This window comes from Sediminibacterium sp. FW305-C-49, assembly GCF_058231085.1.
Genome location: NZ_JBIQXS010000003.1, coordinates 1 through 24,205 on the forward strand (window position 1 = coordinate 1; position 24,205 = coordinate 24,205).

Consider the following 24,205-nt stretch of genomic DNA (forward strand, 5'->3'; position numbering starts at 1 on the left):
ATCACCGGTACAGTCGAAGCAGGTAATGTGAGCAGCACCAGCATTACAAGTGCCAGTGGTAGTTTTGATAATATTACCGTAACAGGTAATATCGTAGGTGGTACGATCAGTGCAACCTTAAACGCCGGTACACAGAATACAATTACGAACCTTGCTAATGTTCAAAACATTACTGCGAGTGGCACGATCAGTGCAGGAACCTTAAGCGGAAGTTTAAGTACATCAGCTCAGAACTCTATCACGAACCTGGCTAATGTGAGCAGTCTGACTGCAACAAATGCAAGTATCACTACAGCGAATATTACGAACCTGACCGGTCTGACGAATATCAGCATCACCGGTACAGTAGAAGCAGGTAATGTGAGTACTACCAGCATCACAAGTGCCAGTGGTACTTTTGATAATATTACTGTAACAGGCAATATCGTAGGTGGTACGATCAGTGCTACCTTAAACGCCGGAACACAGAATACGATTACAAACCTTGCTAATGTTCAAAACATTACTGCAAGCGGCACAATCAGTGCAGGAACATTAAGTGGTAGCCTCTCAACCAGTGCGCAGAACTCAATCACGAACCTGGCGAACGTGAGCAGTCTGACTGCAACAAATGCAAGTATCACTACAGCTAATATCACGAACCTGACTGGTCTGACGAATATCAGTATCACCGGTACAGTAGAAGCGGGTAATGTGAGCAGCACCAGTATCACAAGTGCCAGTGGTACTTTTGATAATATTACTGTAACAGGTAATATCGTAGGTGGAACAATCAGTGCAACCTTAAATGCCGGTACACAGAATACGATTACGAATCTTGCTAATGTTCAAAACATTACAGCGAGTGGAACAATCAGTGCAGGAACCTTAAGTGGTAGCCTCTCAACCAGTGCGCAGAACTCAATCACGAACCTGGCTAATGTGAGCAGTCTGACTGCAACAAATGCAAGTATCACTACAGCGAATATCACGAACCTGACCGGTCTGACGAATATCAGCATCACCGGTACAGTCGAAGCAGGTAATGTGAGCAGCACCAGCATTACAAGTGCCAGTGGTAGTTTTGATAATATTACTGTAACAGGCAATATCGTAGGTGGTACGATCAGTGCAACCTTAAACGCCGGAACACAGAATACGATTACGAATCTTGCGAATGTTCAAAACATTACTGCAAGTGGCACGATCAGTGCAGCTACTTTAAGCGGTTCATTAAGTACATCAGCTCAGAACTCAATCACGAACCTGGCGAACGTTACAGCATTGACTGCAACAAATGCAAGTATCACTACAGCGAATATCACGAACCTGACCGGTCTGACAGCTATCGATATATCAGGCACTATTAGTGCTGGTACAGTGAGCGCAACTACTGGTAACTTTACCAATGTGAACACCACGGGCACTATTTCAGGTGGTATGTTGAGCGGAACATTAAGTGCAAGCGCACAAAATAGTATTACAAGTCTGGCAAATGTTTCAGCCATTACTACCACTACAGCTAGTATTACCAATGCGAATATCACCAACCTTACAGGTTTAACGAATCTTAGTGTTACAAATACTTTACAGGCAGGAACGGTTAGTGCAACAAATGGTAATTTCTCAACAGTTAATACCAGCGCCATTACAGGATTAACAACACTGGCAGTCAGTGGTACCATACAGAGTTCAACTATCAGTGCAACAACTGCTAACCTCACCAATGCCAATATTACCGGTACTGCAACTGCGGCAACTATAAGTGCTACTACAGGTACATTCAATAATGTGAATGCAACAGGTACCATCAGTGCAACTACTTTAAGTGGTGCATTAAATAACGCATTGAGTGTTTCAAACGGCTTGTTGGCCAATAACGCTACAAGTACTTCTTATAATGGTTCTGCAGCGGTAACATTAAAGGTTGATACCAGCATCATTGGTACAAGGGCTAGAATGGATAGTATAGCTATGCGTAAATTCAATGTGGCAGATACTATTATTTTCAATAGCCGTATCAAAACAACAGATACAGCTAAAATGCTTAACGGAGCCGAATTTGCCTTGGATATTCCAAGAACAGGTTATGCACGTTATGGACATGTAATCAAGTACAAGGATGTAGATTCAGTCATGTCACCTATTTATCTGAAAATATCCGATACAAGTCTAATGCTTACACCTTACTTGGATCGAATGAATATTTTTGAAGCTGATTCATTCCCTGCGATACAAAGTCGAATACAAACCAAATCGCCATTGGCTGGTTCGAGTGCATTAATTACTGTCGGTACCATAACATCAGGTACATGGAGTGCAACAATTATAGACCCGTCAAAAGGGGGTACAGGTGTGAATAACGGATCGCGAACGATAACATTGGGTGGTAACCTAACAACCTCCGGTACATTCAATACCACGTTCACCACAACGGGTACTACCAATGTAACTTTACCAACTGCTGGTACATTGGCTACGCTATCGGGTACGGAAACGCTCACCAATAAAACGATTAACGCATCCAATAATACGTTAACCAATATTACAGGTTCGTCGATATCTGCCAATACTGTTACGTTCGGTAATTTCCAGCAGATCAGTACAACGACATTGTTGGGACGAAGCACAGCAGGAAATGGTAATGTTGAGCAGATTACCATTGGCTCTGGTTTAACCCTGGCCGGAGGTGAACTAAGTGCAACAGGTGGCGGTGGTACTGGAACCGTAACATCAGTATCAGTAAGTGGCGCGAATGGAATAGGCGTTACAGGATCACCTATTACTACCAGCGGAACGATCAACCTGACTTTGGGTAATATTACTCCAAGCTCTGTAAATGCCAGTGGTACTGTATCAGGTTCTAACCTTACCGGAACGAATACAGGTAACGTTACCTTAGCTGGAGAAAACTATTTGTCTTTGAGTAATCAGCAGATAACAGCTAACGCTATTAACTTGTCTGGTACGAATGTAACAGGTACACTAGCAGCAGCAAGATTTCCTGCATTAACTGGTGATGTTACCACTTCTGCTGGATCTTTAGCTACTAGTATTGCAAATGATGCGGTAACAACTGCTAAAATTCTGAACAGTAATGTAACACTATCGAAAATCCAGAATATTGCTACCAGTACATTCCTGGGTAGAAACACAGCAGGTTCAGGTGTAGTAGAAGAACTTTCACCCGCGGTCGCAAAAGCAATGTTATCTCTGTCTAAAACTGATGTTGGTTTAGGAAACGTAGAAAACACGGCTTTATCTACATGGGCAGGTAGCACCAATATTACAACCCTTGGTACAATAGCAACAGGTACGTGGAATGGTACCGTAGTTAGTCCAACATATGGTGGTACCGGTGTGAATAATGGGTCAAGAACCATTACACTGGGTGGAAATCTTACAACCAGTGGTGCATTTAATACTACATTAACTGCAACGGGTGCAACGAATGTAACATTACCAACTACGGGTACATTAGCTACACTCGCAGGTACAGAAACATTTACCAATAAAACCATTGATGGGTCAAACAATACCATTACTAATATTGCTGCGGGTTCACTTTCAGGTACTACGCTGGCATCGAATGTGGTATCATCGAGTCTTACTTCTGTTGGAACATTGACAGGGTTAACAGTGAATGGTGCCATTGTGTTGAATAATAATAATAACGCAACTACAAGTATCAATACAGGCTCATCTACAAGCGATGTAACAATTGGTGGTGGTTCGAATGAAGTAGGTATTGGTGGTGCGCCAAGCGGTTCTTATAAACTGGAAGTATTTGGTAGATTAAAAACCAATGCAATCAATGAAACATCTGACCAACGGTATAAGAAAGATATTAAAACAGTTGAGAGTGCACTTGATAAAGTAATGGCACTGCGCGGGGTAACTTATTTGTGGAGAACTGAAGAATTCCCGGAAAATAAATTTGACAGCTCCAAACAGTTGGGTCTGATAGCACAGGAAGTAGAGAAGGTTGTACCTGAAGTTGTGAAGACGGATGATAAAGGGTTCAAGTCTGTTGAATATTCTAAATTAGTAGCACTGTTGCTGGAAGCAATTAAAGAACAGCAGAAGATGTTAGAAAAACAGAATACTGATAAAGACAGGATTAAAAAACTGGAGGATGAGATCGGTGCAATCAGAAAACTGTTGGAAAATTTAACCAAAGATCAAAAGCCTGGAAAAGGCTCTGAATAAAAGTCGGTTATTTATTTAGGAGAGCATGATGATTCAAATGGACTGTTCTCAGTCTTAGTGAAACAAGCTCAATAAAAAATAAACCGACACCCTGAGTAGCAAATAATAACAGACCACACGATTTGTGGTAAACATGGCAAAATAAAGAGGTCTTGTCGTGTTTGTATTTGTGTGTTATTGATAACATACAAACAGGTTGTCATTTATTACGATGGGTTTCAGGGTTGCCTTCGGGCTGAAAGATGAAAATCTTTTATGAAAGCCAGATACCCATCAGTAAAACAAAACCTGTCACTTGGATTACATCGAAAAATCAGCCCGGTTTTTAGGGTATGTATTTGCTTTATTGTTTGTAGCATTTTTGTACTGACTAAAGTAAGTGGACAGATTACCTATACCTGGACAGGTGCGACCAGTACAGCATGGAATAATACCAATAACTGGACAAAAAGTTCGGGTACAAGTACGCCGGGTACAAATGCTACTGATATTGTTATTATTCCAACCAATGGCACCAATGCGCCAACACTTAACACAGCATTAGCCACATCGATTGCTTCACTGACTTTTACAAACACTGCTGCAACTACACTTACCATTACGGGGCAAACATTAACAGTATCAGGAGCGGTTGTAATTAACCATGCAGATGCCAACCGGACAATTACCATAACAGGAACAGGAACTCTGGTTTGTGGAAGCTTTACAGTTGGATCAACAGGAACAACACTCACAGGTAACAGAACATTAACCTATGTTAATACGCTGACCAGTCTGGATGCTACAGGTAGTTTTACTCTTCAAACATTGAGAAACGGCGGCTTTAGTGGCAATGTAACTGTAACGCATACAAGCGGTACAATTAACACTTCAGGATTGGTAACTGCGCTTTCAGGAACAGGCGGTCCGCCAACTGCTAGCTATGCCATGGGAAATACCACCCCACGGTTAAATTTGGAAGGTGCTACGGCTCTTACTTTTAGCGCAAGTGTAACCAATACCATTGATTTTATTGGCACAGGTGCAATAGTAGATTATCAAGGGACATCCAATTTCACTATTCCGGCAACGCCAACAGGAGTTAACTCTTATACGGGTCTTAATATTACCGGGGGTAATAATGCCGTTAAAACATTTAGTGCAAACTTATCGGTTGCAGCAGGTTTAACTGTAAATGCTGCCACAACACTTGCTTTGGGAACATTTACTTTAGGTGGGGGTCTGACGAGTGTTACCATGCAAACAGTTGGTGGAGGTAATGGGGCAGCAATAACAGGATCCGGGGCGATTACTTTGGGTGGAAATATAACCGTTAACTATACCGGTAGTGGTACAATCAGTACAAATGCATCAATTGCAAACCCTGTAGCATTAGGAGCAACACGACAGGTTACAGTAGCAGATGATGGCGACCTCACGAATGATGATTTTATCATGAGTGGTATTATCAGTGGTAACAACTTTGGAATAACAAAACTAGGTACTGGTGCATTGGCATTAACTGCTGCAAATACGTACACAGGGGCGGTTACCATTACTGCAGGTATTCTTGAAGCAAATACAGTAGCAAATACAAATACTAGTAGTTCTCTTGGAACAGGCGCCGGTACGCCAGCTATTTCAATGGCGGCTGCAGGAACTTTGCGATATGTTGGTTCAGGGCATTCTACCAATCGGGCAATAACATTAACGGCATCCGGAGCTACTATTGAAGCATCAGGTAGTGGATTGTTAACTATGAGTGGGGCTGTTGGAGGAAATACATTCGGTCTTGTTTTGAGTGGCACAGGAACAGGCTTATACAGTGGTGTAATCGGAACAACTTCAGGTACTGTTACCAAAACAGGAACAGGCACATGGGAACTATCAGGAGCCAGCACCTATACCGGAGTAACTACCATTAGTGCCGGTACGTTAATGGCAGGAGCTGCAGTTGCAGTAACTACAAATGGACCTTTTGGAAATGCTTCGTCAGCGGTTGTAATGGGTAATGCAGCCACTACTACAAATAACTCGAGTCCAACATTATTGATTGACGGTGCATTTACTTTTGCAAGAGCCATTACAATTGCTAACCAGGCCACCAGTGGTGTGTATTCAATAGGAGGCAATACAGATAATAATGCCACTTTTAGCGGAACCATTACATTTAGTCAGCCTTTTACTATTACACAGGTTGCTACTACCAGTACGAATATATTGACCGTTTCAGCTACCATTACCGGAGGGTTGGCTGGAACAAAAAATGTAACATTTAATAATGTTGGAGCCGTTACAAAAATAACCAACGCTATTGCAGATGGTACTGGAACAACAGCAGTGATAAAAAATAATTCAGGAACCCTCACAATGGGTGTGGCCAATACCTATACAGCAGGTACAACCTTAAACGCTGGAACCATTAATGTAAACAATGCGGCAGCATTGGGAACAGTGGCTAGTACTTTTATTATTAATGGGGGAGCCGTTCAAAATACAACAGCAGGTAGTATTACTACGAACAACCACCCTATTACATGGAACGCCGACTTTAGTTTTACCGGCTCACAGCCCCTCAACTTAGGTACAGGTACGGTTACTATGAATGCAGATATACAGGTTACCACTTCAACTGCTGCTGTGGCTTTAACGGTGGGTGGGGCTATAAGTGCCGCTACCAGAACATTTACAAAAGCTGGAGCCGGCACATTAACTTTTGTAAACCAAACCATCAGCCTGAATGATCTCTCCATAAATGCCGGTGTACTCATCTCGACCTCAGGAACGATGAATATTTCAGGTGTGTTTACCAATAGTGCCACATTTACCCATAATAGCGGTACAGTTAATATGAACAATGTAGCTTCATCTATTGTCAACAACAGTACATTGACATTTAATAACCTTACGATAGCTGCTACCCCCACAGCTCAAACACAATACAATACGAGCTTTAATGTGGCAGCAACGTTTACGGTGAGTGGTAGTGTAACATTTGAGCCAACAGGTGGTACTATTACCATGAATAACATAGCGTCATCTATTAGTAATAGTGGAACACTTACATTCAATAATCTTACTATCAGCGCAACACCTACAGCCCAATCGCAATACAATACCAGTTATTCGGTGGCGGGTACACTGGCTACCAGCGGTGCCATCAACTTTTCTCCATCGGGTGGAACAATAACCATGTCGGGAGCTACAGGGGCCATCAATAATGCAAGTGGTACGCTGGCGTTTAATAACCTGACTGTAAGTGGAACAACAGTAAGCAGTACCGGTAATTTTAGTGTTGTTGCAACCATGTCAGTTACTGGCGAGTTTAATCCATCAGCCACAAGTATTATCAGTGGGGCAGGTACTATAACTGGAACGGGTACCGTAAACGTAACAAGAACGGCTGCTACCCCAAGTTTTGGAGCTCAATATACTATAGCAAATAAGACACTGTCTAATCTTACGGTCGACTATAACGGGGCAGGGGCACAAACAGTAGATGCCCAGGATTATGGAACACTTGTTGTCAGTACCAATGGTACCAGAACCGTAACTTTTGTAAATGGAGGTACCACAAGGGTGTCAAATGTGTTTATACCCACTACCACTACTACTACTTATGTAGTTACAGGAAATACTTTTGAATACAATGGAAGTGGAGCCCAGACAATTACAGCTTTTACCTATAATAATCTGATCATCAGTAATGCTGGTGCCAAGACCATACTGGCTGGAACAACCGTTAATTGTCAGACCATTGAAATTAATGATAGTGCTGTGTTAACCCTTCCCGATACCAGTATCCTGAATGTACAGGGTTAAGAATCTCTAATCTTTTTTTAATGTTGGATGCTTTATCTTTGTAGAGAGCAATAATTCCTGCTTTGGCATTGATACAGTTTATCCACGTATCGGTTCAAAGCATTTCAAACAATTTTACCCTGAGCATAACCAGGTTAGCCAAATGTATCGATCTCGCATCACTGCATTCGCTACAAGGTTATGCAGCTACTTCTCCTTTTACAGATTGAGGATGCTGCAGTAATAACATGTTCTAAACCCTGAACAATTGTTATGGCTAAGGTATTATCAGCATGCCCCGCAACGATCTCGCATGAGCGATTAAATACAGGTAAGAAAACTTACTTGTTAGCCGAGTACCATGGTCTTCTCAGACCCTGTTTACTTTTTTTGTTTTTATTGACTGTTTTTTTTGCGAAAGCGGCCACCATTACTTCTGTTGCAGCCGGAGGAACCTGGAACGTTGGAGCAACCTGGGTGGGTGGTGTTATTCCCGGTATAGGAGATGATGTTATTATAGCGGTAAATGCCTCAGTAACTGTATCAGATAACAGATCCTGTAATTCTCTTACCTGGGCAGCGGGTACCCAAACAGCTACGCGCACACTTACGATCAATTCTGGAGTTACACTTAATGTAACGAATGGGATTACATATGTTAATCCGGCTGCGAATTTCAATAAAACGATCAGTGTCGCAGGAACCCTTAATTGCGGATCAATGGCGATGCCAACGACAGGCGGTAATACACAGGACTGTATTCTTTCCATTGCTACGACAGGAATAGTTACCATATCAGGAAACCTGGTGATGGCCGCTGTATTTGCACGAAACCACGTTGATATGGCTGGAAATGCTGTAATTAATATTGGAGGGAATGTTGGTATTAATGCAACCCCAACCGGAGTTGGTGGAGGATTCACTGCACCGCCAACAACGAGTACAATCAATTTAAATGGTACATCAACGCAAAATGTTTTCTTATTTGGAGGAGCGACTGCACTGGGAATACTTAAAATAAATAATCCCGTTGCTGCTACCAGTCGATCTACAATGACTGTTACTACATTAACGATAGGTGATATAGTCTCCAGCAGTGTTTTTAAAGATACCGGGTTCCAGGTTACGAGTACCGGAACCCTTAATATGAATAACAGTTCCCGGTTTTTATTGGGAAGATCTACAGCAGTTACTACTTTCCCTGCATTTGGTACCAGAAATATTGATTTGGGTACTACAGTAGAGTACATCGCTTCTGGTGCTACTCAAACAGTATCTATTGCACCCAACTATGCGAACCTTGTTTTTTCTGGTGTGTCAAAAACCATTTCTACAGGCACATTATCAGTGAGGGGTGATTTTACGATAAATACTGGTGCTACCTGTAATGCAGGAACCAATAATAATGCTATTACTATTGGAGGTAATTTTTCTAATAGTGGAACATTTACAACCGGTACCGGACTTGTAACTTTTAATGGAACAGCCAATCAAAGTATAACAAGCAGCAATACCCTTACTTTCAACGGTGGACTTACCATTGGCAATAGTGGAGGAGCCATCGTAACAAATACAAACGCTACAATTACCATAACCACAGGTGATATAATGACGATCAATAATGGTTCTATATTTTATGCAGGAGCCAATATTATCAATGGAGCGGGCACATTTACACTGGCATCTGGTGGTACATTGGGTATTGGTTCAACGGGTGGTATTACAACGGTCGGAACAGCTACGGGTAATGTTCAAACTACAACAGCAAGAAACTACAATACAGGTGCTAATTATATTTACAATGGAGTAGCCAATCAGACAGAAGGAACTGGGTTACCTGCAACAGTAAATAATCTCACAATTGATAATACAGGTGGTGGCGGAAACAATACGGTTACAATGGTATCAACTATATCTGTTTCAGGCAACCTGTCAGTTTTAAATGGTGTACTGGATCTGGTAACATTTACGGCCAACCGTGGATCGGCGGGTGGAATATTAACCGTTTCGGATGGAGCAAGATTGATAATAGGAGGAACGAATACGCTTCCTTCAAATTTCAGTACACACTCCATCGGATTAACCAGTACAATAGAATATGACGGTACTACCAACACAGTAGCCGCGCTAAACAGTAGCCAGTCTTATGGCAATCTGGTGATCAGTGCCAGTGGAGCAACAACAACAAACTCGTTTTTTGTGAGTGGAGTAATGACGGTGAGCGGAAGTATGATTGCAAGTGCAGGAACGGTAACCATGGATAATGTTGCTTCATCAATCGATAACACAGGTACACTCAGTTTTTTCAACCTTACTGTTAGTGCTACTCCAACAGCTCAATCGCAGTATAATACAGGTTTTACAGTATCTGGAACATTGTCAACGAGTGGAGCCATTAATTTTTCACCAACAGGCGGAACAATAACAATATCGGGAGCAACAGGCGCCATCAGTAATGCGGCTGGAACACTGGCATTTAACAATCTTACAATAAGTGGAACATCTGTGAGCAGTACTGGTAATTTCAGTGTATTGTCTACCATGTCTGTAACAGGAGAATTTAACCCATCGGCAACAAGTGTAATCAGTGGAGCGGGTACTTTAACCGGAACAGGTACTGTTAATGTAACACGCATAACGGCGACACCGAGTTTTGGCGCTCAATACAGCATCACAACGAAGACGCTGGCAAATCTTACCGTAGATTATAATGGGGCAGGTGCACAAACAGTGAGTGCCGCTGATTATGGTACACTGGTGATTAGTACGAATGGTTCCCGGACTGTAACATTTGAGAACGGAGGAACAGTAAGGGTATCGAATGTATTTACTCCAACTGCAACCACAACAACCTACGTAGTTACAGGTAATACTTTTGAATACAACGGAAGCGGAGGGCAAACAATAACTGCTTTTACTTACAATAACCTGGTGATGAGTAATGCCGGGGCAAAAACCGTATTAGCCGGCACAACTGTCAATTGCCAGACCATTGAAATCAACGATACGGCTATTTTAACCCTGCCGGATACTGGCACATTAAATGTGCAGGGGTAACAATATCTAATCTGTTTCTAATGTTGAATGATTTAATTTTGCAAAAGCAATACACTATTGTTTTGACATGATACAATCAATACTCCTTGTATCTGTACAAAGCATCTTAAACAACACCCCGGCATAAACTGATCAATGTATTGGTAAAACATTACTCTTTAATAAGAGGTTATGCAGTTGCCTTGATTTTCATCAACATGCTGTTGCAGTAATAACAAAGTGATCAATCCTGAAAAATTGTTATGACTAAAATATTAACGTATTGTTCCGGTAGTGTATGCGGTATGTTTCGTTTAATAGTACTGATTATTTCTTTTTTATTTATTCTCATCAACAACACAATAGCTGCAACAATTACATCCAACAATGTAACAGGTAACTGGAATGCAGGAGGAACATGGGTTGGAGGTGTGCCTCCAGGGCCCGGTGATGATGTCGTGATTAATACAAGCGCAACCATCACTGTTACCGCAAACACATCCTGTGCAAGTATTTCATGGACAGGTAATCCGACAGCTTCCCGAACGCTCACGATTAACGCTGGTGTTACACTTAGTGTGAGTGGAAGTATTACACTTGGCTCTGCCACAACCAATGGCAGAAACAGAGTCATAAATGTATTAGGTACATTGAATTGTGGGGATGATTTTACGATGCAAACAAGTGGTAATGATGCAAGAGATGTGATATTAAGTATCGATACCGATGGAATAGTTACTGTTTCAGGAAACCTGGTGATGGTATCTTCTTTCAACAGACATCATGTTGATATGACTGGTAATGCACAGATTAATATCGGTGGTAATATTGCAGCCAACGCTGCAGGTTCGGCAACAGGAGGAGGGTTTACAAATCCACCGGCAGGAAGTATTATTAACCTAAATGGCTCATTACCACAAAACTACTGGCCACAAAATGCGCCAACGCATAGCGGCACTTTAAAGATCAACAACGCATCAGGGGTAACTTTCAGAAAAGCAATCAATTTAAATGCATCTACTCTTACCATAGGTGATCTCACGGCAAATAGTCTTTTAAAAGACAGCGGATTTGCCATCACATCTACAGGGACGCTAAATATACAGAATGGCAGTATTCTCAGGCTTGGCCGGGTAGGTGGCGCAGGAGGTACTTCAACACAGTTCCCCGCATTCACTACACGCAATATTGCATTGGGTACAACCATTCATTACGCACACGCAAATACCGCTCAGACTGTTTCAACAATACCATCTTACGCAAATCTTTTATTATCTACAGTTAGTTCATTTAATAAAACCATAACTGCCGGCACACTAACGGTGAGAGGTGATTTGATAATAGAAGCAAATACTACATACAATGGAGCCAATGATCCGATAGTGAATATAGGAGGTGATTTCACGAATAACGGAACCTTCAATTCCGGTGATGGCTTATATACGATGGATGGATCTACCAATCAGCAGATTACCAGTTCAAGTGTTCCTACTTTTACGGGAGGACTTGTTGTGGCAAATACAGGTGTACCCGGAAATAATACGGTTACACTGTCAACCAATATTTCAGTCAACAATGTACTTACGATCGAAACCGGCGTGTTTGATCTGGGTGTATACACAGCCAATAGGGCATTAGCTGGAGGTTCATTAAACATTGCCAACGATAGTCGCCTCATTATTGGTGGCCCCAATACACTGCCTGCTAATTATACGACACATGTAATAGGGACAAACAGTTATGTAGAATACCAGGGAAATAATTCAGTTGTTGCTGCATTAAACAGTGCACAGTCGTACGGTAATCTCATCGTCAGTGGTACGGGTGTAACATCAGGTAATAGTTTTAGTATATCGCGAGCGCTGTCTGTTACCGGTTCATTTACAGCAAGTGCCGGAACAGTAACGATGAATACATCATCATCATCCATCACCAACACCGGGACCCTTGTCTTCCGTAACCTTAATATTAACGCAACACCACTTGATCAGGGTCAATATAATACCAGTTATGATGTAAGCGGATTGTTTCAAATAGGAGCGGGCATTACGTTTGCACCAACTGGTGGTACGGTATCCATGACAGGTGTTTCAGGACAAATCACCAATTCAGGAGGAACCCTAACTTTTAGCGGATTAACAATTGAGGGTACAATTGCAGCTTCGGGTAATATGGGCGTAAACGGAACAATGCTTGTTACTGGTAGTTTCAATCCTGCTGCTGCTACCATTATCGGAGGAACAGGTATGCTTAATGGGACCGGTACTATTTATGTAACTCGTATTACAACCATTGCTGGTTTTGCAGGACAGTATACCATCAATAATGATTTGCTTGGTCTCATTACTATTTATGATGGATTGGGCGATCAAATAATAACCGCTGAAAATTATGGAACACTGGTTGTTGCAGACAATGGCACACGAACGGTTACACTGGTTGCAAATGAAATCATTGCTGTAGCAGATGAATTCATTCCTGATCAGAATAATACAGTGTATGTTGTAACGAATAATACATTTAATTATAACGGTAACCAGCCTCAATCCATTGCCGGATTTACCTATAATAATTTAATGGTTAGTGGAACAGGAAATAAAACCATACCTACCGGCGTAACGGTCAATTGTTCGGGTCTTGATGTTGTAACAGATATTCAACTCAATATTGAAGGAACAGCCGAGTTGAATTTCTTATAATGAACAGCCGTATTGTCTGGCTTAAGGATAACTTAATAATTTTCTCACTGGGTGGGTACCTGGCATTTATTTGTATCTTTAGTGACAGATCATGCGTATGAAACTATTTGTCCTCTTAAGCTGTTGCTTTATTATTAACGGGGCTACTGCCCAGCGTAACCCTGCCGGTAAAACCCCGCCGCCAGCAGCCAATACGGTGAAGCTGAATAATATGTCAGATACCCTGCAGTATGCCATTGGATCTTTTCTTGCCCAATGGGTAAATAACCAGGGTTTCCTGATCAATAACCCAACGCTTTTTATCAAGGGCATGGATGATATTTTTCAGAATAAAGCGAGATTGCTTCCCGATTCAATCATCAGTCCGCTTATTACTGCATACCAGCAGGTTACCCAGAAAGATCGGTCATTCAGACTTGAGCAACAATTATTTACCAATATCAAACAGAGACCCGGATTGGGCATTTTCCCCAATGGGGTTCATTATTTTATTCTTCGCACCGGACAGGGTGGAAGGCCTACTTCAGCGGACTCGGTTGTGGTTAATTTAAAGGGGTCTTTGGCAGATGGGACTGTTTTTGAAGACACTTATAATAATAAAATACCCCAGTCTGTTTTATTGTCACAACTCATACCCGGTCTTTCAGAAGCCATCCAGCAAATGGCAGTAGGTTCCAAATGGCAATTATATATACCATCGGTTCTTGCGCATGGTGATAAAGGGGTGCCTGGAAACAATGGCATTTACCTCATCCCACCAGGCAGTGCACTAACGTATGAAGTAGAGCTCATTGAGATAAGACCTGTGAAGAAGTAAGCAAAATTTTAAGGTAGATTTCAGTTATATTGCCTTAATTCTTTATATTTTCGATTTTATAAACTATTCAAACATGAAAAAAATAGTCTCAACGCTCATATTAGGAGCTTTTATAGCTGGTTCAGCAGGCGCTCAAACCAAAACGGCTGCCGAGATTGCCAAAGAAAAAGCAACCCAGGATTCACTTCAGTATGCGCTGGGTGTTTACATGATTAAATCGCTCGAAAAGAGAGGTGTACTCATTAAAGGTGCCATGTTTCAGAAAGCAGTGGATGATGTGTTGACAAAAAAGAAATTAATGATCAGCGAGGCGAGTGCCGAGAAAATGATCAATGTGCTGGATGCCGATGTGGCCGGTGTAAAAGGTAAAATGATGGAGCAGGCTTTATTCGGTGAACTGGCTAAAAGGAATGATGTAATAACAATGCCAAGCGGTGTTCGCTATGCAGTTATAACACGTGGTACAGGCATAACGCCAGAACCCGAAGATTCAGTGGTGGTAAATGTAACCGGCACAACTCCCGATGGAACTGTTTTTGTTAGCTCACAAACCAACCAGGAGTCGTTCCTGTTGTTGGTAAGCCAACTGGTTCCCGGTTTGCAGGATGCTGTATTAAGAATGAAAACAGGCTCTATCTGGAGAGTATTTGTTCCTGCTAATCTCGGTTTTGGTGAAAGAGGAAATGGAAGCACCGTTCCACCCAATACCCCGCTTGTTTATGACATTGCGCTGGTATCTGTTCGAGCAGCAAAAAAATAAGCTAGTTCCCGCTTTTATCCGGGAAAACCTGGAAATAGTTAAGAGAAATAAATACAACTAACTTATTTTCAATAAGATATGAAAGCTCCGGAATTCATTCCGGAGCTTTTTTTTGGGGGATAATTTAATCAGGGCAAGCTATTCAGCGAATTGGTATTATTACTACCTTTGCCGCCTCGAAAATGGGAGCCTGTGTTCCCGTCAAAAAAATATTTAAACAAGCACTTTTATGGCTGACTTGAAATTTCAACGCAACTTCGGTATTGCCGCTCACATTGATGCCGGTAAAACCACCACTACCGAGCGTATCCTGCGCTATACAGGTATGATTCACAAAATTGGTGAGGTACATGATGGTGCCGCTACCACCGACTGGATGGAACAGGAGAAAGAAAGAGGTATCACCATTACTTCGGCTGCTGTTAGCTGTCAGTGGAACTTCCCTACCGTAAAAGGTAAGGCTGATGCAAATACCAAAAGCTATTATTTTAATATCATCGATACTCCAGGTCACGTAGACTTTACCGTAGAGGTAGAGCGTTCTATGCGCGTACTGGATGGTCTGATCGCCTTGTTTTCAGCAGTGGACGGCGTTGAGCCCCAGTCTGAAACCGTATGGCGTCAGGCAAACCGTTACAAAGTTCCTCGTATCGGTTTCGTAAACAAAATGGACCGCTCAGGTGCCGACTTCCTGAATGTGGTAAACCAGGTAAAAGAAATGCTGGGAGCAAAAGCCGTTCCCCTGCAGTTACCTATTGGTGCAGAAGATAATTTCAAAGGTGTGGTGGATCTGATCAAAATGAAAGGTATCATCTGGCACATGGAAACAGAAGGTATGACTTTCGATGAGATTGAAGTACCTGCTGACATGAAAGAAGATGTTGAATTCTGGAGACAGAACCTGATTGAAGCAGTAGCTGAATATGATGATACATTGATGGAGAAATTCTTCGATGATCCAAACACAATCTCTGAAGATGAGGTACATGAAGCCATCCGCAAAGCTTGTATAGATCTGAGCATCGTTCCAATGATGTGTGGTTCTTCATTCAAGAATAAAGGTGTACAAACTGCATTGGATGCGGTATGTCGTTACCTGCCATCTCCTGTAGATATTGAAGATACAGTAGGTACAGATCCTGATACAGGAGAAACCATTACCCGTAAGCCAAATGCAAAAGAACCATTTGCTGCATTGGCTTTCAAAATCATGACTGACCCATTCGTAGGTCGTCTGGCATTCTTCCGTTGTTACAGCGGACACCTTGATGCCGGTTCTTATGTATTAAACGTAAGAAGTGGTAAGAAAGAGCGTATCAGCCGTATCATGAAAATGTTTGCCAATAAGCAAAATCCGATCGACTTTATCGAAGCTGGTGATATTGCTGCGGCAGTAGGGTTTAAAGAGATAAAAACCGGAGATACACTTTGTGATGAAAACCATCCGATTACCCTTGAGAACATGTTCATCCCAGAGCCTGTAATCGCTATTGCTGTTGAGCCTAAAACACAGGCCGACGTTGATAAAATGGGTATGGCTATTGCAAAACTGGTAGAAGAAGATCCTACACTGCGTGTAAATACGGATGAAGATACTGGTCAAACAATCCTTCGTGGTATGGGTGAGTTACACCTCGAGATCATCGTAGACCGTATGCGTCGCGAATTTAAAGTAGAAGTGAACCAGGGTGCTCCCCAGGTTGCTTATAAAGAAGCATTCGGAAATACCATCGAACACAGAGAAGTGCTGAAAAAGCAGTCGGGTGGTCGTGGTAAATTCGCTGATATCCAGTTCTCTATCGGACCTGCTGATGAAGAGTGGCTGAAAGAAAATGAAGGCAAACACTTCCAGTTTGTGAACGATATCTTTGGTGGATCTATCCCTAAAGAATTCATTCCTGCTATCCAGAAAGGTTTTGAAACAGCTATGACTACAGGTGTGTTGGCAGGTTATCCTGTAAACAACATGAAAGTACGCATTTTCGACGGTAGCTACCACGATGTGGATTCTGATTCAATGTCATTTGAATTGTGTGCTAAATCTGGTTTCCGTGAAGCTGGTCGAAAAGCAAAACCAACATTGCTGGAGCCCATCATGAAAGTGGAGGTATTGACGCCAGATCAGTACATGGGTGATGTAACAGGTGACCTCAACCGTCGTCGTGGTATGCTGGAAGGTATGGACAGCCGTGCCAACCTGCAGGTGATTAAGGCGAAAGTGCCATTGAGCGAAATGTTTGGTTATGTAACCCAACTGCGTTCATTGTCATCTGGTCGTGCCACATCAACCATGGAGTTCTCTCATTATTCTCCTGCACCAAACAATATTGCAGAAGAGGTAATGGCAAAGAACAAAGGAAAAGTGAAGATCGAGGAGTAATCCTTGTTCAATATAACAAAAGCCCCGACCATTTATTTTGTCGGGGCTTTTTTGTGAATAGGCAATGGTCAATGGTGAATCGTCAATGGGGAATGAAAGTTTAGTAAGTAAGCAATAACCTCAATCGCAGCAAAGTTTCCCTTATTGACCATTGACCATTGACCATTGACCATTGACCATTGACCATTGACCATTGACTATTGGCAAAACTGCTTCAATATATCCGCTGCTCCGGGATAATTTTTAGCAACCGCTATCTGCATGGCCCTGCAACCATTTTCTTTGTCACCGGAATTGATCAGACTAGCCCCTTTAAAGAATTCCGATTTACCATCATTGGTAATCTTCATAGCAATCACTTTGTCGAAATAGTAAACGGCTTTTTTATAGTCTTTCAGGTTGTAATAACAGATGCCTGCATTTTCAAATATGCTGTAACTGAATGGACTGATAGTGAGCGCTGCAACAAATTTTCTCGCAGCCGTTGCATTATCGCCTCTGCCAAAAGCTGCCACGGCTTCATTATAAATGGCCGTAGCTCTGTTGATATCTGCTTGTGAAGATGCATTGGTAACAGTGGCATTCATGTTGTTTTGAATCTCTTCTTTTCTTTTGAGTAAGGCCAGATAATCGGCGCTGGGTGTTGTGTTTGCAGCCGGCTTGAACATGGCAATGGCACTATCTGCCATTTTCAGCAGTTCCGGTGTGCCTCTTTGCATAGCATTGAGCATACCAAGCAAATAAATTTGCCACGGGAATACTTCATTCCTGTAATGAGTATAGGTTCTGAATGCTTTTCCAAGTGCTGCAGTATCTTTTCTTTTGGCTTCTACGGCAATCAGTGTCTGATAATAAGTATTGGCCCTCGGTCGGTTATAATAAGCTGTTTGTGCATAATGTTTGGCACTGTCGTATTTCTCGGTAAGAAAATAAACATTCGCAATTAAAAAATGGCTGTAATACACATAAGGATTGTATGGCATGGCTTTTCTTAACAACCGCAAAGCCTCGTCATATTGTTTGTTTTCAGAATAGTATCTTCCCAAAATAGCTTCAATGGGTTGAGAGGAAGAAGTAAGATTGGGAATAGGCGGGAACATCTTTGTTACTTCCGACAACGGAAGTGTCATAGGTTCATTTTTCAAATCGGGAACCACTTTCAGTTGTGCTTTTAATGAAGTATAGGTCATGTAAGTGATATAGGAAGCTGGTAACAGTAAAATGATCGTGGTAAGCCCATACAAAGGATGCCATAAAGGTTTTGCAGGTGCTGTATCTTCTGCTGCTGTCTGTTTTTTTGCCATGATGTATGCGCCTAAATTGAATGCGCATACGGTTGCAAAAAACACCTGCATGATGGCCCTTTCAATCGGGAAATTCAGCGCAGCATCCACTGCATAGGAAAGCAGGGCAAAGAAAGAGAAGAGCGAAATAAGTTTTATTTCTTCAGTAGCTGCCGATCGCCATGTTTTCAATGTACACAGGAATAAACACAGATAGAGGGATAGATATAAAAGCCCACCCGGTAATCCAAGTTCGGCCGCGTGTTCCAGAAAATCGTTGTGCGCATGCGCCGGTACATTCAGATCGTTGATGTATTCTTTTTCATAAGGAATGGAAGCCAGTTTCCAGTTGCCATATCCGCAACCCATCAATGGATTTTTCAGGATATAGTCAGCAGCATGTTCCCATAATTTAAAACGATAGCTCGAAGCGTCGTTTGTTAAAGCAATGGAACTGAGGTTACTTACCACATTTCCATACCTGCCGGCATTATTGTCCTGTATGGTGGTGGCCTGTGTATAGGTTATTTGTGAAATAAAGTAGGCAGCCAGTACAGGGAGTATAATGTAAGCAATCCTGTATAACAGTTTTTCAGGTTGCTTACTGCGTATGTGTTGCACAACAGTAAATCCTATGTAAACCATGGATATTAGTATCAGACTTACATAAGATGCCCGGGCACTTGCCATAAAGAGGGTAGCGATACCAAGGGTAAGCGCGAGTAAATGGAAAATTCTTTCGGCAAGCTTTGCATGGTATAATGCATACAAGACAAAAGGGATCTTAATGACCAGGCTTGCAGCAAAAATGTTCTTGTTCCCTGTATTTGCATTCAGGTTATTGATCAAAGTACTTAATGGGGTATCTGTAATTCCATTGAAAAATTTTCCGAAATATTGAACCGATTCTATCAAAAGGATGACAGATAACACCTGGGCAATCGCCTTGAAAAGGTGCTGATTTCCATAGAAAAGAACCGAAATATTAAAAAAAGCAACAACTGTAACGATAAAACGAACATAACAAACCCAGGCTTCCACCTGGTTGATGGCAAAAAAAATGGAAATACCGGCCAGTACAAAGAGCCCTAGTAATAATTTTGAAAATAACTGTTTGAAAATCAATTGAATAGTATCAGCATAAAGGTCTTTCCGGGCTAGTATATAAGCTGTTACAAGCAAATCGAGTAAAGCAAGATAAAACCACTGTGGTCCCATCACATCAATGGCATTCATGGTTGGGATGAAGTGAACAGCCATGTACAAACAAAGAATGACGAAGGGAATCCAGGTAATCTTAGTAGTATTTTTTAGATGTGTAGTCGAATTTTTTTCAGCGGTTTGCTGAACCTGGGTAGGGTAGGCGGGTTTCTTCCGGGCCATAAGTACATTTAATTGGCGTGAAATTAATGAATTTAGGATCGCCCAGAAAACAGGGGCGGGAAATATGAAATAAGAAATAAGGGAAGTGGTAAGGGCAAACATTTTCTCATTCCTTATTTCTCTGTTTAAATGGGTATTTTACCCTTTGGTGGGGGCGGAAAGACTGGATGTGCTAAAAAAAACGGTGTTTTCCCCAAAAATCTTTTCAAATTTCTTGACCATTCCACCAGAGACCCCTACCTTTGCAACCCCAATACGAAAATTGGGTTTCGACTATGTCTCAACGAATCAGAATCAAATTGCAATCTTACGATCATAATCTGGTAGATAAATCTGCTGAGAAAATCGTAAAAACTGTACGCAGTACAGGCGCCGTAGTAACTGGTCCAATTCCCTTGCCTACACACAAGAGAATTTTCACTGTTCTTCGTTCACCACACGTGAATAAGAAGAGTCGTGAACAGTTTCAGTTGGCTACACACAAGCGTTTACTCGATATCTATACTTCTTCTTCTAGAACTGTAGATGCACTGAGCAAACTGGATCTGCCATCTGGTGTTGAAGTTGAAATCAAAGCCTGATAAACGGCTGCAAGTTTCAAGCTACAAGCGTCAAGCTGTATGACTGAAACAAAAGTTCTTATAAATGAATTAATCATCTGCCAACTCTGCTTCAAGCAGAAGAAAGCAGCTCTGAATAAATAAACGGTCAAGGAAAGTAGGTTCTGCCTCAAATCAGACATCCGCCATCCGAGATCATACATATAAACAGGCCCTTCGAGGTTTGTTTACTTCCGGTACTTCCAATTCCGCCTCAGGCGGAAAACAACGGAAAAGGTCGGCAGCAAACAAGGATTGAATCCCGCTTCATCGGTGGGATGTCCTCTTTAACCTTGCGGGGCATAAACCGCAAAAACGATGAAAGGTATTATTGGTAAAAAAATCGGGATGACCAGCATCTTCTCGGCCGATGGCAAGCAAACAGCTTGTACCATCATTGAAGCTGGTCCATGTACCGTAACACAGGTGAAAACCCAGGATGCTGATGGTTACACCGCACTTCAATTGGCATTTGGCGACAAAAAAGAAAAGCACTCCACAAAAGCCGAGCTTAATCACTTCGCAAAAGCTCAGACAGCCGCCAAAAAATTCGTAAAAGAATTTCGTAATTATTCCATAGAAAAAGCATTGGGAGAAACTGTTACTGTAGACATTTTCGCTGAAGGCGAAAGCGTTGAAGTAGTTGGTACTACCAAGGGTAAAGGTTTCCAGGGTGTTGTAAAACGCCATGGTTTCTCTGGTGTGGGTGAGCAATCACACGGCCAGCACGATCGTCAGCGTGCCCCAGGTTCTATCGGTGGATCATCTTATCCTTCACGCGTATTCAAGGGCATGAGAATGGCCGGACGTATGGGTGGTGACAGGGTGAAAATGAAAGGTCTGAAAGTGGTGAAGATCTTCCCTGAAAAGAATTATATCCTGATCAGCGGTTCTGTTCCTGGTCATAACGGTTCAATCGTTTTAATCCAGAAGTAATCACAACTTAATTGAATTGACATGCAAGTAGATGTATTAAATATAAAAGGACAGAAAACCGGCAGAACGGTAGAATTGCCAGCTGAGGTTTTCGGTATCGAGCCAAATGATCATGTGATCTATCTGGCTGTAAAACAATACCTGGCTGCAGGCCGTCAGGGTACCCATAAAGTAAAAACCCGTGCTGAAGTACAGGGTGCCAGCCGCAAGCTGCACAAGCAAAAAGGTACCGGCGGTTCACGTAAAGGTAATATCCGTAACCCATTATATAAGGGTGGTGGTACCATATTCGGACCTAAACCTCACGCTTACGACTTCAAACTGAACCGTAAAGTGAAGGATCTGGCCAAGATTTCTGCACTGAGCTATAAGGCAAAAGAAAGCGCTATCGTCGTGGTTGAAGATATCCAGATGGAAACACCTAAAACCAAGCAATTGGTTGAAGTGATGAAGAGTCTGAATATTGCCGACAAGAAAACACTGGTAGTATTACCTGAGTATAATGATAACCTGTACCTGAGCACACGTAACGTGCCAAATGTTGCCAGTACTTTATTGGCCGACATCAACACTTATGAAATCATGAATGCAGATGTACTGGTGATCACAGAAAACACAGCCAAAATCTTCGCAGAAGAAGAAGCTGTAGCTTAATCAATTAGAAACGTTTCAACCGAAATACAATGAAACTGAGTGAAGTATTAGTAAAGCCTATTTTAACCGAGAAAGCCAACGCACAGCAAGAAAAGCTGAGAAGATATGCTTTCAAAGTAAACCGTAAGGCGAACAAACTCGAGATCAAAAAAGCAGTAGAAGAATTCTATGGTGTGAATGTAATTGATGTGAATACTGCAGTTGCTCCGGGCAAAAACAAAACCCGCTATACAAAAGCAGGTTTTATACAGGGTGCGAAACCAGCTTATAAAAAAGCATTCGTAACTGTAGCCGAAGGAGAAGCAATTGATCTTTACGCAAACATTTAAGCCCTAACCCTAAAGGGTAACTTGGGTTAAATGATAAAGTATGGTAGTTCAACTACCGCAAAAGTTGATTTAAAAACAAAATCTGGTCCCCTTTAGGGGTCGGGGCAAAAGAAAAGAAAATGGCACTTAAGAAGTACAAACCGATGACAGCCGGCACACGCTGGAGAATCGGAAACGCTTATGCTGAGATCACTACCAACAAGCCTGAGAAGAGCTTATTGGAGCCTCAAAAAAAGACTGCTGGACGTAACTTCCAGGGTCGTCGCGCAATGCGTTATATGGGTGGTGGTAGCAAACAACACTACCGTATCATCGATTTCAAAAGAAACAAGAGAGATATTGCTGCTACAGTAGTATCTATCGAATACGATCCAAACCGTACTGCATTTATCGCTCTGTTGCAATATACTGATGGCGAAAAAAGATACATTATTGCTCCACAAGGTTTACAGGTGGGTGCAACTGTATCTGCAGGTGATGAAGTGGCTCCTGAAATTGGAAACGCACTCGCTATGAAAAACATGCCATTGGGTACCATGATCCATAACATCGAATTACAGCCTGGTCAGGGTGGTAAAATGGTGAGAAGTGCTGGAGCATCTGCTCAGTTAGCGAACAAAGAAGAGAAATACGCCGTATTGAAAATGCCTTCTGGCGAATTGCGTAAAGTATTGATCAACTGTTATGCAACAGTAGGTGTGGTATCGAATGGTGACCATAACCTGGAAACTGCAGGTAAAGCGGGTAAAAACCGTTGGAAAGGTATTCGCCCACGTGTTCGTGGTGTTGCGATGAACCCTGTAGATCACCCAATGGGTGGTGGTGAAGGTAGAGCTTCAGGAGGTCATCCACGTAGCAGAACCGGTAAGTATGCTAAAGGAGAAAAAACACGTACCAAAGGGAAATCAAGTGATAAACTGATTATCCAGAGAAGAGACGGTAAAAAAATAGCAAAATAATTTGAAAGTGTGACAATTTGAAAATTTGAAAATGAAAATCTCAAATTCTCAAAGCGTCGAAACAAACACTTCAAATTTCCAAATTTTCAAATTTTCAAATTAACTCATTACTATGGGTCGTTCGATTAAAAAAGGTCCTTACGTAGATGCCAACTTAGAAGGCAAAGTAGAAGGTATGAATGATGGCAAAACCAAGAAAGGTGTTATTAAAACCTGGAGCCGTCGCAGTACCATTACGCCTGATTTCGTTGGGCACACTTTTGCAGTGCACAATGGAAATAAGTTCATTCCAGTTTATGTAACCGAGTTCATGGTTGGACATAAACTAGGTGAATTTGCTCCTACCCGCAACTTCAGAGGACACGCAGGAACTAAAAAGTAATCACTTGGCGTATGGTGAAA

14 protein-coding genes are annotated in these 24,205 nt (G+C 42.0%); 13 read left to right on the top strand and 1 reads right to left on the bottom strand.

Annotation, left to right across the window (positions count from 1 at the left end; translation table 11 throughout):
• The 7 genes from ACH3Z1_RS14075 to fusA all read left to right on the top strand — a co-directional run.
• Nucleotides 1-4,188: tail fiber domain-containing protein (locus ACH3Z1_RS14075; RefSeq protein WP_490822638.1), on the top strand; the 4,188-nt coding region annotated here is incomplete at its 5' end.
• A 255-nt stretch (nt 4,189-4,443) separates the two neighbouring features.
• Nucleotides 4,444-7,989 carry a beta strand repeat-containing protein gene (locus ACH3Z1_RS14080; RefSeq protein ID WP_490822639.1) on the top strand — a complete coding sequence of 1,182 codons (3,546 nt, stop codon included), beginning with the start codon at nt 4,444-4,446 and terminating at the stop codon, nt 7,987-7,989.
• A gap of 252 nt (nt 7,990-8,241) precedes the next feature.
• On the top strand, nt 8,242-11,025 hold the full coding sequence (locus ACH3Z1_RS14085; RefSeq protein ID WP_490822640.1) for a beta strand repeat-containing protein: 2,784 nt from the start codon (nt 8,242-8,244) through the stop codon (nt 11,023-11,025).
• 242 nt (nt 11,026-11,267) lie between these two features.
• Entirely contained in the window at nt 11,268-13,703 is a 2,436-nt protein-coding gene (locus tag ACH3Z1_RS14090) for a beta strand repeat-containing protein (RefSeq protein WP_490822641.1), read from the top strand.
• Nucleotides 13,704-13,800: 97 nt separating this feature from the next.
• Nucleotides 13,801-14,520 carry an FKBP-type peptidyl-prolyl cis-trans isomerase gene (locus ACH3Z1_RS14095; protein WP_490822642.1) on the top strand — a complete coding sequence of 240 codons (720 nt, stop codon included), beginning with the start codon at nt 13,801-13,803 and terminating at the stop codon, nt 14,518-14,520.
• Between the two features lie 73 nt (nt 14,521-14,593).
• A complete protein-coding gene (locus ACH3Z1_RS14100; RefSeq protein ID WP_490822643.1) occupies nt 14,594-15,280 on the top strand; it encodes an FKBP-type peptidyl-prolyl cis-trans isomerase in 687 nt (228 codons plus the stop codon).
• Nucleotides 15,281-15,509: 229 nt separating this feature from the next.
• A complete protein-coding gene (fusA, locus tag ACH3Z1_RS14105; protein WP_490822644.1) occupies nt 15,510-17,660 on the top strand; it encodes an elongation factor G in 2,151 nt (716 codons plus the stop codon).
• A gap of 197 nt (nt 17,661-17,857) precedes the next feature.
• Here fusA and ACH3Z1_RS14110 read toward each other — a convergent pair whose 3' ends face one another.
• Nucleotides 17,858-20,326 (bottom strand): O-antigen ligase family protein, encoded by a 2,469-nt coding sequence (locus tag ACH3Z1_RS14110; protein WP_490822645.1) that lies wholly within the window; start codon nt 20,324-20,326, stop codon nt 17,858-17,860.
• Between the two features lie 275 nt (nt 20,327-20,601).
• Here ACH3Z1_RS14110 and rpsJ point away from each other — a divergent pair, with 275 nt between their 5' ends.
• The 6 genes from rpsJ to rpsS all read left to right on the top strand — a co-directional run bounded on the left by rpsJ (nt 20,602) and on the right by rpsS (nt 24,185).
• Nucleotides 20,602-20,907, top strand: a complete 306-nt coding sequence (rpsJ, locus tag ACH3Z1_RS14115; protein ID WP_026770720.1) for a 30S ribosomal protein S10 — start codon at nt 20,602-20,604, stop codon at nt 20,905-20,907.
• 336 nt (nt 20,908-21,243) lie between these two features.
• Nucleotides 21,244-21,861, top strand: coding sequence for a 50S ribosomal protein L3 (gene rplC, locus ACH3Z1_RS14120; protein WP_295206837.1), 618 nt, complete (start codon nt 21,244-21,246; stop codon nt 21,859-21,861).
• 21 nt (nt 21,862-21,882) lie between these two features.
• Entirely contained in the window at nt 21,883-22,515 is a 633-nt protein-coding gene (gene rplD, locus ACH3Z1_RS14125) for a 50S ribosomal protein L4 (protein WP_490822646.1), read from the top strand.
• 29 nt (nt 22,516-22,544) lie between these two features.
• Nucleotides 22,545-22,844, top strand: a complete 300-nt coding sequence (gene rplW, locus ACH3Z1_RS14130; RefSeq protein WP_133475591.1) for a 50S ribosomal protein L23 — start codon at nt 22,545-22,547, stop codon at nt 22,842-22,844.
• Between the two features lie 119 nt (nt 22,845-22,963).
• Nucleotides 22,964-23,803: a 50S ribosomal protein L2 gene (gene rplB / locus ACH3Z1_RS14135; RefSeq protein WP_490822647.1), complete on the top strand. Its 840-nt coding sequence runs from the start codon at nt 22,964-22,966 to the stop codon at nt 23,801-23,803.
• Between the two features lie 112 nt (nt 23,804-23,915).
• Nucleotides 23,916-24,185, top strand: a complete 270-nt coding sequence (rpsS, locus tag ACH3Z1_RS14140; RefSeq protein ID WP_133475589.1) for a 30S ribosomal protein S19 — start codon at nt 23,916-23,918, stop codon at nt 24,183-24,185.
• The last annotated feature ends 20 nt before the right edge of the window (nt 24,186-24,205 follow it).

What these genes read in the sequence shown, in the direction of transcription:
- ACH3Z1_RS14080 (WP_490822639.1), top strand. Translation starts at nt 4,444, where the DNA reads ATGAAAGCCAGATACCCATCAGTAAAACAAAACCTGTCACTTGGATTA.
- ACH3Z1_RS14085 (WP_490822640.1), top strand. Translation starts at nt 8,242, where the DNA reads ATGGCTAAGGTATTATCAGCATGCCCCGCAACGATCTCGCATGAGCGA.
- ACH3Z1_RS14090 (WP_490822641.1), top strand. Translation starts at nt 11,268, where the DNA reads ATGACTAAAATATTAACGTATTGTTCCGGTAGTGTATGCGGTATGTTT.
- ACH3Z1_RS14095 (WP_490822642.1), top strand. Translation starts at nt 13,801, where the DNA reads ATGAAACTATTTGTCCTCTTAAGCTGTTGCTTTATTATTAACGGGGCT.
- ACH3Z1_RS14100 (WP_490822643.1), top strand. Translation starts at nt 14,594, where the DNA reads ATGAAAAAAATAGTCTCAACGCTCATATTAGGAGCTTTTATAGCTGGT.
- fusA (WP_490822644.1), top strand. Translation starts at nt 15,510, where the DNA reads ATGGCTGACTTGAAATTTCAACGCAACTTCGGTATTGCCGCTCACATT.
- ACH3Z1_RS14110 (WP_490822645.1), bottom strand. Translation starts at nt 20,326, where the DNA reads ATGGCCCGGAAGAAACCCGCCTACCCTACCCAGGTTCAGCAAACCGCT.
- rpsJ (WP_026770720.1), top strand. Translation starts at nt 20,602, where the DNA reads ATGTCTCAACGAATCAGAATCAAATTGCAATCTTACGATCATAATCTG.
- rplC (WP_295206837.1), top strand. Translation starts at nt 21,244, where the DNA reads ATGAAAGGTATTATTGGTAAAAAAATCGGGATGACCAGCATCTTCTCG.
- rplD (WP_490822646.1), top strand. Translation starts at nt 21,883, where the DNA reads ATGCAAGTAGATGTATTAAATATAAAAGGACAGAAAACCGGCAGAACG.
- rplW (WP_133475591.1), top strand. Translation starts at nt 22,545, where the DNA reads ATGAAACTGAGTGAAGTATTAGTAAAGCCTATTTTAACCGAGAAAGCC.
- rplB (WP_490822647.1), top strand. Translation starts at nt 22,964, where the DNA reads ATGGCACTTAAGAAGTACAAACCGATGACAGCCGGCACACGCTGGAGA.
- rpsS (WP_133475589.1), top strand. Translation starts at nt 23,916, where the DNA reads ATGGGTCGTTCGATTAAAAAAGGTCCTTACGTAGATGCCAACTTAGAA.